This window comes from Micromonospora solifontis (genome assembly GCF_003725545.1).
Taxonomy (GTDB): domain Bacteria; phylum Actinomycetota; class Actinomycetes; order Mycobacteriales; family Micromonosporaceae; genus Micromonospora; species Micromonospora solifontis.
Window position 1 is genome coordinate 1 of record NZ_RJLN01000122.1, and the last position, 11,867, is coordinate 11,867.

At 74.5% G+C, this 11,867-nt stretch carries 12 protein-coding genes; 5 read left to right on the plus strand and 7 right to left on the minus strand.

Annotation, left to right across the window (positions count from 1 at the left end; genetic code table 11):
* The 3 genes from EFE23_RS25690 to EFE23_RS25700 form a co-directional block, all read left to right on the plus strand.
* A partial coding sequence (locus EFE23_RS25690; protein ID WP_369410331.1) for an SCO7613 C-terminal domain-containing membrane protein occupies positions 1 to 1,187 on the plus strand: 1,187 nt, incomplete at its 5' end.
* 121 nt (positions 1,188 to 1,308) lie between these two features.
* Positions 1,309 to 2,361, plus strand: coding sequence for a fatty acid desaturase family protein (locus EFE23_RS25695; RefSeq protein WP_123243477.1), 1,053 nt, complete (start codon positions 1,309 to 1,311; stop codon positions 2,359 to 2,361).
* A 155-nt stretch (positions 2,362 to 2,516) separates the two neighbouring features.
* A complete protein-coding gene (locus EFE23_RS25700; protein ID WP_123243484.1) occupies positions 2,517 to 3,665 on the plus strand; it encodes an FHA domain-containing protein in 1,149 nt (382 codons plus the stop codon).
* Between the two features lie 58 nt (positions 3,666 to 3,723).
* Here the strand turns inward: EFE23_RS25700 and rocD are convergent, their stop codons facing one another.
* The 3 genes from rocD to EFE23_RS25715 form a co-directional block, all read right to left on the minus strand.
* On the minus strand, positions 3,724 to 4,938 hold the full coding sequence (gene rocD, locus EFE23_RS25705; RefSeq protein WP_199737232.1) for an ornithine--oxo-acid transaminase: 1,215 nt from the start codon (positions 4,936 to 4,938) through the stop codon (positions 3,724 to 3,726).
* A complete protein-coding gene (ddaH, locus tag EFE23_RS25710; RefSeq protein ID WP_199737233.1) occupies positions 4,938 to 5,753 on the minus strand; it encodes a dimethylargininase in 816 nt (271 codons plus the stop codon). The genes rocD and ddaH overlap by 1 nt, the downstream gene beginning before the upstream one ends.
* 173 nt (positions 5,754 to 5,926) lie before the next feature.
* A complete protein-coding gene (locus EFE23_RS25715) occupies positions 5,927 to 6,232 on the minus strand; it encodes an NAD(P)-dependent oxidoreductase (RefSeq protein ID WP_199737231.1) in 306 nt (101 codons plus the stop codon).
* Positions 6,233 to 6,353: 121 nt separating this feature from the next.
* Here EFE23_RS25715 and EFE23_RS25720 point away from each other — a divergent pair, with 121 nt between their 5' ends.
* On the plus strand, positions 6,354 to 6,731 hold the full coding sequence (locus tag EFE23_RS25720) for a winged helix-turn-helix transcriptional regulator (protein WP_255421179.1): 378 nt from the start codon (positions 6,354 to 6,356) through the stop codon (positions 6,729 to 6,731).
* Between the two features lie 42 nt (positions 6,732 to 6,773).
* Here EFE23_RS25720 and EFE23_RS25725 read toward each other — a convergent pair whose 3' ends face one another.
* From EFE23_RS25725 to EFE23_RS25735, 3 genes are all read right to left on the minus strand, one after another.
* Positions 6,774 to 7,583 (minus strand): DMT family transporter, encoded by an 810-nt coding sequence (locus tag EFE23_RS25725; RefSeq protein WP_123243480.1) that lies wholly within the window; start codon positions 7,581 to 7,583, stop codon positions 6,774 to 6,776.
* Positions 7,584 to 7,713: 130 nt separating this feature from the next.
* A complete protein-coding gene (locus EFE23_RS25730) occupies positions 7,714 to 9,150 on the minus strand; it encodes an RICIN domain-containing protein (protein WP_123243486.1) in 1,437 nt (478 codons plus the stop codon).
* Positions 9,151 to 9,155: 5 nt separating this feature from the next.
* The gene (locus EFE23_RS25735) at positions 9,156 to 9,872 is read right to left on the minus strand and encodes a cellulose binding domain-containing protein (protein WP_123243481.1); all 717 of its coding nucleotides are present in this window, start codon (positions 9,870 to 9,872) and stop codon (positions 9,156 to 9,158) included.
* Positions 9,873 to 10,184: 312 nt separating this feature from the next.
* On the opposite strand from EFE23_RS25735, the gene EFE23_RS25740 reads away from it, so the two are divergent.
* Positions 10,185 to 10,994, plus strand: coding sequence for an Fpg/Nei family DNA glycosylase (locus EFE23_RS25740; protein WP_123243482.1), 810 nt, complete (start codon positions 10,185 to 10,187; stop codon positions 10,992 to 10,994).
* A 22-nt stretch (positions 10,995 to 11,016) separates the two neighbouring features.
* Here EFE23_RS25740 and EFE23_RS25745 read toward each other — a convergent pair.
* The coding region (locus tag EFE23_RS25745) for a helix-turn-helix domain-containing protein (RefSeq protein ID WP_309226351.1) at positions 11,017 to 11,867 on the minus strand (851 nt) is incomplete at its 5' end.

Here is an 11,867-nt window from a genome sequence, read left to right on the forward strand (position 1 = left end):
GCGGGACCGCCCCGGGTCGCGGCGCGGCGTCGAGCGGCGGGTGGTGGTTCCCCGCGCTGGCCGCCTCGCCGTTCGTCGCGGTCGCCCTGCCGGTGCTGCTGGCCGCCGCGGGCGTGCCCTGGCCGGTGGTGCCGGCCGTCGTGTTCGGCACCGGGCTGGGCGCGCTGCTGGTCGCCGCGCTGGCGCCGCCGCGCCCGGCGCTGCTGCCGGTGGCCCTGCCGTTGGGGGCCGTGCTGGTGCTGCCCGGGCTGGGCGGGCTCCTCGCCACCCGGGCCGGGACGCTCGTCGGGCTCGGCGCGCTGGTCGTCGCCGCGGCCGTCGCCGGGGTGGCCGGCCGGTCCGCCGGCATCCGGCTGGCCGGCTGGCTGGCGACCGTGGCGGCGACCACCGGCTTCGCGGTGACCGCCACGCTCGCCGCCGGGCAGCCGGTACGGACCGCCGCGTTCGCCGTCCTGGCGGTGGCGGCGCTGGTCCTGCACGCCGTACCGCTGCTGCGGCCGAACGGCGGCTCGCGGGCCGGCGCGATCGGATCGGCGGCGCTGGAGGCGGCGGCCCAGGCGGCGGCCGTGCTGGCGCTGCTGCTGACCGGCGGCGCGCTGCGGCACGCGGCCGCGGTCTGCGTGCTGTGGGGCGTGGCTGTCGCGGTACGGGTGCTCCGCCGGGGCGAGTCGCCGGCCGGACGCCGGGCCCTCGCCGCCGTGGCCGGCGGGAGCGAACTCCTCGGCGGCTGGCTGCTGCTGGCCGCCGGTGGCGTGGCGGTGCTGGAGGCGTACACGGCGCCGGCGGCGGCGCTGGCCCTCGCCGCCGGGCTGGTGGCGCTGCGCACCCGGCCCGGCCTGAACAGCTGGCTCGCGCTCGGGCCGGGGCTGGCGGCGGCGCTCCTGCCCAGCCTGGTGTCGGTGGTGGCGGCGTCGGACCCGCAGCCGTGGCGTCGGCTGGCCCTCGGCGTGGTCGCGCTGGCCGCGGTGCTCGCCGGCGCGGCCCGACGCTGGCAGGCGCCGGTCGTGCTGGGCGCCGCCGCCCTGGTGCCGCTCGCGCTGCACGAACTGGCCCGGGGCTGGGACCTGCTGCCCCGGTGGATCTTCCTCGGGCTGGGCGGGCTGGCGCTGATCGGGCTGGCGGCCACCTACGAGCGGCGGCGGCGGGACCTGGCCCGGCTGCGCGCCCTGGTCGGCCGGATGGGGTAGGGCTAGCACCACCGCGGGTTGGGGGGTTGCCGGGATTACCCAGAGCGACCAATCCGGCCAGACTCGGTGACGGAGAGTCGCGCCGCCGGCGCGACCGACGGAAGCCGGGGAGCGGGATCGGATGACCTCATCGACGTTGACGGCACCACCGGCCCGGCGGGGCAGCGACTACGCACGGTTGTCCCGCCGGGTCGCCGAGGCCGGACTGTTCGACCGCCGGCCGGGCTGGTACGCGCTCCGGATCGCGCTCACCCTGGGCGCCTTCCTGGCCGGCTGGGCGCTGGTGGTGGCGGTCGGCGACTCCTGGTGGCAGTTGCCGCTGGCCGCCGGGATGGCGGTGGCCACCACCCAGGTGGCGTTCCTCGGGCACGACGCCGGGCACCGGCAGATGTTCCGCCGGCGCGGCCCCAGCGAGCTGGTCGGGTTGGTCGCCGGCAACCTCGCCGTCGGGCTGAGCTACGGGTGGTGGGTGGACAAGCACAACCGGCATCACGCCAACCCGAACCACACCGACGAGGACCCGGACGTCGGGGCGGGCGCGCTGGTCTGGACGTACGAGCAGGCGGCGGCGACCCGTGGCCTGAGCCGGTGGCTGGCCCGGCGGCAGGCGTGGCTGTTCTTCCCGCTGCTCCTGCTCGAAGGGCTGGCGCTGCACGTGGCCAGCGTCCAGGCCCTGGTGGGCCGGGAACCGGGCGGCCGCTGGCGCACCCCGGTCCGGCATCGTGCGGTGGAGGGACTGCTGCTCCTCGCGCACGCCGTCGGCTACCTCGGCCTGCTGTTCGCGGTGCTGTCGCCGGGCAAGGCTCTGCTCTTCGTCGCCGTCCACCAGGGGTTGTGGGGGCTCTACATGGGGTGCGCGTTCGCCCCCAACCACAAGGGCATGCCGATGCCGACCGCCGAGGACGACCTGGACTTCCTGCGCAAGCAGGTGATCACCTCGCGCAATGTGCGGGGCGGGCGGTTCGTGGACGTGGCGCTGGGCGCGTTGAACTACCAGATCGAGCACCACCTGTTCCCGAACATGCCCCGGGCCGCCCTGCGCCGGGCGCAACCGATCGTCCGGGCGTACTGCGCGGAACAGGGCATCCCGTACGTGGAGACCGGGCTGGTCGAGTCGTACCGGCAGGGCCTGGCGCACCTGCACGAGGTGGGCCGCGAGCTGCGCCGGGAGTGATCCCGGGACGAGCCGGCACGTGCCTGAGCAGGCCACGCGGGCCGCTGCCGGTAGGGTCGTCGCATGGCAGACGTGCTCACCGCCGAGGCGGTGCGGGACGAACCGGGCGGGTCGACCCCGGCCCGGCGGATCGACGACATCGTCCGGAGCGCCGCATGAGATTCGAGATCAGCAAGGTGCTGGACGCCATCGAGGGGCGGGTCACCACCGACCCCTCGCTGGCCCGCGCCGTGGTCGACCTGGCCGAGGTGATCCGCTGGCAGGACCTGGACGGCGGGCGGCCGGCCAGCCTGCTGCGGCTCGGCATGGTGATCGACGCCCTCGCCCGCGAGCTGGGTGAGGACAGCGTCCCGGTCTACGCGATCGTGCACCGGGCGCTGCTCTCCGACGCGGACCTGACCTCCAACGAGCGGATGGTGGTCCGGCGCTGGGCCGACGACGGCCTGGTCGAGGTGCTGGACCAGCCCGGCGACCGGGTGCTGGAGGTGGCCGACCTGCTCGGCCTGCCGGTGCTCAGCCGGGTCCGGTTCGACGGCCTGCAGGGCCGTTACCCGTGGCTCGGCCAGGCCGGGCGGGTGCTCGCCCCGGTGCCCGGCGCCGGCGGGCCGGTCTTCATCGCCCACGTCGGCGGCGGGCAGAGTCCGGCCGCCGGCGGCCGTTCGCCCGTCGGCGTGAAGCTGCTGGCCCGGCAGTGGCGCTGCCCCGAGCCCGGGTGCGCGCTCTTCGGCAGCGGTGGGGGCGGGGGCGCCTTCGCCGACCTGGCCCGGGTGGACCGCGCCCCGGCCGGCCAGCCGCCACCGTCGCTGCGCAACGGCGTGCCGACCTGTCCCCGGCACGGTGCCCGGCTCGGCGACGCCGGGCCGCGCCCGCGTACGGAGGTGCTGGCGGTCCGGATCGGCGGGCTGGTGCGGCGGCGGTTCGTGCTCACCGAGACCCAGCCGGTGCTGGTCGGCCGGGCGCCGGACCCGGCCGACGGCATCGTGCTCGGCCAGTGGCTCAACGACGAGGCGCGGCGGTGGATCAGCCGCAGCCACGTCCGGTTCGAGCTGAGAGTGGGTGAGGTGATCGTGACCGACACCAGCACCAACGGCTCCGGCGTCCGCCCCGGCGGCTCGATGGCCGAGGCGGACCGGCTCGCGCTCGCCCCGCAGCAGTCCCGGGTGCTCGCCGAGGGCGACATCGTCGAGCTCTACCCGGGCGTGCAGGTCGGCCGGGCCGACGAGCTGCCCAGCGACGCCAAGTTCAGCCCGACCTCGGTGATGGCCGAGGCGCCCACCATGGCGATGCGGCTGCCGCGTCCCTGACGCCGACGACGAAGGGCGCCGGGACCGTCGCGGTCCCGGCGCCCTGTCGCGTACGGGGTCAGCCGGCCAGCACGGCGGCGAGCTGCGCCACCGCGTGGTCGATCTCCTCCTCGGTGATCACCAGCGGCGGGGCCAGCCGGATGGTCGAGCCGTGGGTGTCCTTGGCCAGGACGCCCCGCTCCATCAGCCGCTCGCAGGCCTGCCGGCCGGTCATCAGCGCCGGGTCGATGTCCAGCCCGGCCCAGAGGCCCCGGCCCCGGACCGCGACCAGGCCCTTGCCGATCAGCCCGCGCAGCCCGGCGTGCAGCCGCTCGCCCAGCTCGGCGGAGCGCCGCTGGAACTCCCCGGTGGCGAGCAGCCGGACCACTTCGGTGGCGACGGCGCAGGCCAGCGGGTTGCCGCCGAAGGTCGAGCCGTGCTGGCCCGGCTTCAGCACGCCGAGCACGTCGGCGTTCGCGGCGACCGCGGAGACCGGGACGATGCCGCCGCCGAGCGCCTTGCCCAGCAGGTACATGTCCGGGACGACGCCCTCCAGGTCGCAGGCGAACGTCGCGCCGGTGCGGCCCAGGCCCGACTGGATCTCGTCGGCGATGAACAGCACGTTGCGCTCGGTGCAGACCTCGCGGACGCCCGGCAGGTAGCCCTCCGGCGGGACCACGACGCCCTGCTCGCCCTGGATCGGCTCCAGCAGCACGGCGACGGTGTTCTCGTCGATCGCCGCGGTCAGCGCGGCCAGGTCGCCGTACGGGACCACCGTGAAGCCCGGGGTGTACGGCCCGAAGTCGGCGCGGGCGTCCTCGTCGGTGGAGAAGCTGACGATGGTGGTGGTCCGGCCGTGGAAGTTCCCCTCGGCGACCACGATGTTGGCCTGGCCCGGGGTGACGCCCTTGACCTGGTAGCCCCACTTGCGGGCGACCTTGATGCCGGTCTCGACCGCCTCGGCGCCGGTGTTCATCGGCAGCACCAGGTCCTTGCCGCACAGCGCGGCCAGCTCGCGGCAGAAGTCGGCGAACTGGTCGTGGATGAAGGCGCGGCTGGTGAGGGTGAGCCGGTCGAGCTGCGCGTGCGCGGCCTCGATCAGCTTCGGGTGCCGGTGGCCGAAGTTCAGCGCCGAGTACCCGGCCAGGCAGTCCAGGTAGCGGCGGCCGTCCACGTCGGTCAGCCAGGCGCCCTCGGCGGAGGAGATCACCACCGGCAGCGGGTGGTAGTTGTGCGCCGTGTGGCGCTCCGCCTCGCGGACCGCGGACGGCGTCCGCAGCATGTCGTCGACGATCACTTGACTGCCTTTCCCTGACGGAGTCGCAACGTGCAGCACTTCGGTCCGCCGCCGGCCTTGCGCAGCTCGGACAGGTCGATCCCGATGGTCTCGTAGCCCCGGTCGCGCAGCTTGGCGGCCAGGTCGGTGGCCTGGGCGGGGAGCACCACGTGCCGCCCGTCGCTGACCGCGTTCAGCCCCAGCACCTCGGCGTCGGCCATGGTGGCGTGGATCGCGTCCGGGAAGAGCCGGCGCAGCACCGCCCGGCTGCCCGGCGAGAACGCCTCCGGCAGGTACGCCACGGTCCGCTCGTCGAGCACGGTGAGCGCGGTGTCCAGGTGGTAGAAGCGCGGGTCCACCAGCTGCATGGTGATCACCGGGTAGCCGAACACCTCCTGGAGCTGGGCGTGCGAGGCGTGCGCGGTGCGGAACCCGGTGCCGGCGAGCAGGTGGTCGCCGGCCAGCAGGACGTCGCCCTCACCCTCGTTGACGTGCTTCGGGTCGTGCATCTCGAAGCCGGCGGCCTCGAACCAGGCGCGGTAGGCGGGGGCCTCGTCGGCGCGCTGCGGGTCGCGGAACTGCACCGCCATGGCCTTGCCGTCGATCACCGTGCCGCCGTTGGCGGCGAAGACCATGTCCGGCAGGCCGGCCACCGGGTCGATCAGCTCGACCTCGTGGCCCAGGTCGACGTAGGTCTGGCGGAGCCGCTCCCACTGCCGGATCGCCAGGTCGGCGTCGACCGGGGCGGTGGGGTCCATCCACGGGTTGATCGCGTAGTCGACGGCGAAGTACGTCGGCCGGCACATCAGGAAGCGCTGGCGGGTCGCGTCCATCGTCATGTCGTGCTCCCAGGGGTCGGGCGCGCCCGGCCACGGTCGGCCCACGGGCTGGCGCCGTGGTCCAACGGTATGTGGCCCGGGCCGGCGACATCCACCGCGAGAAGTTGCGTACGGCGTCGGATCGTTGCGTGTGGGCTGCTTCTCGCGGTGGATCGTTGCGTCGCCGGTCAGGCTCGCTCGACGCCCAGGTGGCGGTGCCGGTGCCGGGGCGTCCCGATCTCGTCCAACAGGGCGACGGCCAGGTCCGCGTACGTGATCCGGCTCGCCGCCTCGGCCGGCGCGAACCGGTACCGGCCGGTGGGCGCGCCGCCGTGATCGAAGTCACCGGCCGGGCTGAGCACCAGCCAGTCGACGCCCGCCCCCTCCCGGCGCAGCACCTCGGTCCCCGCCGCGTGCCCCAGGTAGAAGGCGCGGTACTCCTGCGGGTACCCAGGGGTGTCCATCAGCGGCACGCCGTCCATGGTCGGCAGCACGCCCGGCCCGCCGCCGGGAAGAAGACGTCGGGCGCGGCGGTGAGGTCCGCCGCCGCGTGCACCGCCGCATCGTGCCCGGCCGCCAGCCCGGCGACCCGGTCGCCCGTCGGACCTGTCGCCGATCCGGTTCGGGGACAAGTGGGCCGGGATGGTCATCCGCTGTCTCGAGGGCGGTCCCCGGCGCTTCTCCGAGCTGCGGGTGCCGCTGCGCGGCGTCACCGCGAAGGTGCTCACCCGGTCGCTGCGCAAGCTGGCGGCGGACGGCCTGATCCGGCGGAGCGCCCAGGCCCGGCGGGTCGAGTACGAGCTGACCCCGTTGGGCCGCAGCCTGCTCGGTCCGATGGAGGTCGCCTGCGCCTGGGCCCGGGAGCACTGGGAGGAACTGCTCGACGCCCGCGAGGGCGGGGCCGCGGCGGAGCCGACCCCGGACACACTTCGGGGGCGGCGAACCGCCGCCCCCGAAAGAGGTGTTGCCCGGCTGGTGAACCACCAGAGCTGATCGGGCGGGCCGGCGCTGCGCCGGCGAGCCGAACAGTGCCCGTCAGAACCAGTTGGCAAACTGTGAGTCAAGCCACCCGCGGAACCGGTCCACCCACTGGCCATCCGTGGTCGGCCAGTCGAACTGGCCGGTCATCGCCACGATGCCGAGCACCACGGCGGCCAGACCGGCGACGATGCCGATCAGCGCGTCGGTCTTGCCGGCGATGTGCCGGCGGCGGGTGGCCATCAGACCGAGCACGGAGAGCACCGCGCCGACCGCGCCGAGCCCGATGCCGTACCCGGCGAGGGTGCCGGTCAGCACGAACAGCGCGCCGGCCACCGAGACGATCAGGCCGAGGGTGGCGAGCAGGCTGGCTCGCGGCTTCTTCGTGAGCGCCGGGTCCAGCTCACGGTCCGGTCGGCCGTCCCGGTCCAGGTCGACGGGCCGCTCCGGACGGCCGTCCCCGTTCAGGTCCACGGTGCGCTCGGGTGCCGGGTCCGGGTCGACGCGCTGAACGCTCGTGCTCAACGGGCGGCTGGTCGCCGGCCGCGCCGGGGCCGGCCGCTGCGCCGTCTCGCCGGTGCGCGCCGCGCCGCCGACCCGCCCGGCCTCGGCAGCCCGCTCGTCGGCGGCCCGGTCCGCGTCGGGGGCCCGGTCCGCGTCGGGGGCCCGGTCCGCGTCGGCGGCCCGGTCCGCGTCGGTGGCGGTCGCGCCGCTGCGGTACGTGGTCCGCTCGGCGTCGCGGTCGGTCGCCACCGGCCGGCCGTCCGCGCCGTCCGCGGCGGTGTTCTCGTCGCGGGCGTCCACGACGCCGTCGCCGTTCACATCCGTGTTGCGCGCCGGAGGGTTCCGGCGGGACAAAATCTTCACGTTGACACCTCCTGATCCAGGCGCGCAGGACGCGCATGACAGTCAGGAGGTACCCAGGCGTGTGGAAGTCGACACCCGTCGACGGATGGCAGCCCTCCGGCCGGCGTCGGCAGGGCGGTGGCGCCGGACGTCAGGGCTGTGCGCGGGACCACTGCTGGTTGGTGCCGCCGCCGCAGGTGTACTGCTGGATGTCCGCGCCGTCACCGGTGCCGGCGTTGACCACGTCCAGGCACTTGCCGCTGTGCCGCGCGCGGAGTTGGAAGTAGCTGCCGAGGGCCACCCACTGCCACTGCTGGTTGGTGCCGCCGCCGCACGTGTACTGGATGATGTTGGCGCCGTCGGCGGTGGACGCGCCGGCGACGTCGAGGCACTTGCCGCTGTTCTGGTTGACGAGGCGGAAGTAGCCACCGCCGGCGTCCTGGAACTCCCACCTCTGGTTCCCGCCACCGTTCCAGGCCCACTGCTTGACCTCGGCGTTGTTCGCCGTGGAGTTGCCCACCACGTCCATCACCCGGCCGCTGTGCCGGGCGGTGATGCGGTAGTAGGTGGGCGAATTGCCGGTGATCGTCCCGGTGGCCGTGTCGATGGTGATGGACGGGTACCAGGTCAGGCTCATGCTGGTGCTGGACGGAAAGGTGATCGGCAGCCACACGTACTGCGAGTCGCCGACGGGGCCGCCCCAGGCCCCCGCCCAACGGTCACCCAGGTAGAGGTAGCTGGTGGTCGAGCTGCCCTGGATCGGCAGCACGAAGGCCGGCTGGGAGTTGAAGGTGGTGCTGTTGCCCACGTCGGTCCAGCCGCTCCACGGTCCGGAGATGCTCGACGCGGTGGCGTACCTGGCCTGGTTCGGGCTCCAGCCCGTCGCTCCCGACGTCAGCAGGAAGTACGTGCTCCCCCGCTTGAACATGGCGGGCGCCTCGCGGTGGGCGCCGTCCCAGAAGTTGCCCACCAGGCCGGCGACGCCGAGGTAGTCCGAGGTGAGCCGGTAGATGTTCAGATCGTAGTTCTCGTCGGCGGCCGAGATCATGTACGCGGTGCCGTTGTCGCTGTAGAGCGTGATGTCCCGGGACATGTGCTGCCCGAGCGGCCGGAAGCTGCCGTGGTAGGTGTAGTCGCCGTCCACGGTCGCCGACGAGGCGACGGCGGCCCGCGCCTCGCTGTAGTCCGACCCGTTCTCCTTGTGCATCCACATCACGTACCGGCCGGTGGCGGCGTTGTAGATGACCTTCGGCCGCTCGATGTTGGCGATCCGCAGCTCGGCGGCCGACGACTGGGTCAGCACGTTGTTGCGGAACTCCCAGGTGCGCAGGTCCGTGGAGCGGTAGACGGAGACCGCCCGGAAGGTGTTGTCCGGATTGCGGTTCTCGCCGAACCAGTAGTAGTAGTTGTCGACCTTGAGGATGCCGCCGCCGTGGGCGTGCACCACGCCGCCGCCGGTGTCGGTGAACTGCGTGCCGTTGGTGACGGTCACCGGCGCCGCCAGCGCACCCGTGGTCGGCCCGACCACCGTCCACACGGCCAGCATGAGCGCCGTCCCGAGCGCCAGCAGCCGTCCCCTTCTGCTCATCCGGATCACCGGCCGCAGCTCGGCGTGATGCCATCGGGCACCACGCTGGCCGCCACGAGCAGGCCGAACGTCGCCGAGCCACCGGGTGCCAGCATCCCGTTGTAGGAGGCGTTGCGGACCGCGACGTCGGGGCCGCTGCCCTCGGCCACCCCGCCCCAGAGCGCCTGGATGCGCTCGTCACCGGACCACCGCCAGGAGACGAGCCAGCCCGGGACCGGCTCGGTCCCGGCGTTGCGCACGGTGACCGTGGCGATGAAGCCGCCGGGCCAACCGCTGTCGATCTTGGCCGTCGCGGTGCAGGTGGGCAGGGTCCGGGCCGGCCCGCCGATCACGTACGGGTCCCGCACGCCCGCCGTGTCGCTGAACCGGAACCAGTAGGCGGTGTCGGGCAGCAGCCCGCCGATGGTCACCGTCCCGGAGCGCTCCGGCCCGGTGACGGCCTCGGCCGCGGAGTTGCGCCACTGTTCGGCGTCCGCCCGGTCGGTGAAGAGGCTGACGACCATCGGCGGGTCGTAGCCGCAGGGCGGGCTGAGCAGCATCCAGTAGGTGACGGTGAGGCTCGTGGTGGTGGCGCCGGTCACCTGGCCGCTGACCGGCAGCGCCGGTGGGCACGCCAGGGTGGGCGTGGGCGTCGCGGCGGCGGGCGACTGGGCACCGGCCGTGCCGGTCCAGCCGGTCAGGGCGAGGGTGGCGGCAAGTGCCGCTCCGAGCGTACGAAGCATCTGCGTCTCCTGGGTCGCGCACGGCGGTGCGCGGCGCTCAGCCGGCCCGGACGGTGGGCGGCGTGCTGACACGGCGGACTGCCGGAGAGGACGGCCCGGCGCCGGGTGGCTCACCACCCCGCGCGTCGCTCTCCTGCTGAGATCGAGCTGCTCGCACTGGCTCCCGAGCGCGGCTGGAACCAGTCTGGCAGTCGACGGAAGTCGATGCAATGACGTCCCGCGGAGCGCGATGACCGCTGGTCGGGATCGGTCCACGTCGCCGTCGGAGCAGCTCCGATGGCGCGGGGGAGCGGGGCTGGCTACCGTTGCCCCGTGCCAGAGGGACACACCATCCACCGCCTGGCGGCGCGGCACGCCGAGCTCTTCGCCGGCGACAAGGTGCACGCCACCAGCCCGCAGGGCCGCTTCGCCGAGGGCGCGGCCCGGCTCACCGGCACCGTCCTAGAGGGCACCGAGGCGTACGGCAAGCACCTGCTGCACCACCACGCCGGCGAGCTGACCCTGCACGTGCACCTCGGGCTCTACGGCAGGATCACCGACGGCCCCGGCGAGCCGCCGCCCCCGGTCGGCCAGATCCGGCTGCGGCTGTCGAGCGACACCCACTGGCTGGACCTGCGCGGCCCCACCGCCTGCGAGCTGCTCACCCCGCCCGAGGTCGCCGCGCTGCGTGACCGGCTCGGCCCGGACCCGCTGCGCCCCGACGCCGACCCGGACCGCGCGTACGCGCGGATCCGGCGCGCCGCCACCCCGCTGGCCGCGCTGCTGCTGGACCAGTCGGTGGTGGCCGGCACCGGCCTGATCTTCGTGACCGAGGCGCTGTTCCGGGCCGGCCTGCCGCCCACCCTGCCCGGTCGCGAGCTGAGCCCGGCGGGCTGGCGGGACCTCTGGGCCGACCTGGTCGCGCTGATGACCGTCGCGGTCGAGCGGGGCCGGATCGACACCGTACGGGAGATCCACCTGCCGGAGGCGATGGGCCGCGCGCCCCGGGTCGACCGGCACGGCGGCGAGGTGTACGTCTACCGCCGCCCCGGCGCGCCCTGCCACGTCTGCGGCACCGAGGTCAGCCGGGGGGAGCTGGCCGGCCGCAACCTCTACTGGTGCGCCACCTGCCAGGCCGACTGACGCCCGGGGAGGCGGCGGGGCGTCAGCTCGCCGAGCGGAGATGGCCGCGCGGCCGGTGCCGGAGCTGCTCGACGGCGTGCGCCGTCGCCTCGTCCGCGGGTAGCAGGACGACGAGCTGTTGCGCGTCGATGCTCGGCAGCTCCAGCTTCTCCCGGTGCCAGCGCAGCTCGTGCCCGGTCGGGTGGTCGATCCGCAGCGGGACCTGCGCCGGAGGCAGCTGGCGGTTGAGCCGCCGGGTGAACTCCGGCCCGGCCACCGGGGCGAGCTCGGCCCGGAACCACTCGGCGGTTTCCGCCGACGGCCCGAGCCAGAGGTCGAAGGCCTGTTCGTCGGCGACCTGGTCCCACTCGGGGAGGAACCGGCGGGCGCGCGGATCGGTGAACACGTAGCGGGTCAGGTTCGCCGGCTCGGTGTCGAGCAGCCCGAGTCCGCGCACGACCAGCTCGAACCCGCTCGTGTACGCCAGCACGTCGCCGAGCCGGTTGGTGACGAACGCGGCCGCTGGTTCGAGCAGCCGGAGGGTCGCCAGCGCCGTGGGCCGGACCTCCCGGTTCGGCGGCGCCGGCCGCCGGTGACCGGCGCACTCCCCGCCGGTGATCTTCACGAGGTAACGCAGGTGGCTGCGCTCCCTGGCGTCCAGGCTCAGGGCGTCGGCGAGCGCCTTCACCACCGCGGGGGACGGGTTACGGTCGCGTCCCTGCTCGATGCGGGTGAGGTATTCGACGCTGATCCCCGCGCGGGCGGCCACGTCCGACCGGCGCAGGCCCGGTGAGCGGCGCCGGCCATGATCGGGCAGGCCGAAGGACTCCGGCTGGATGCTGTCGCGCTTCGCACGGACGAAGTCGCCCAGAGGCGTACCCATGCGGTGAAGTC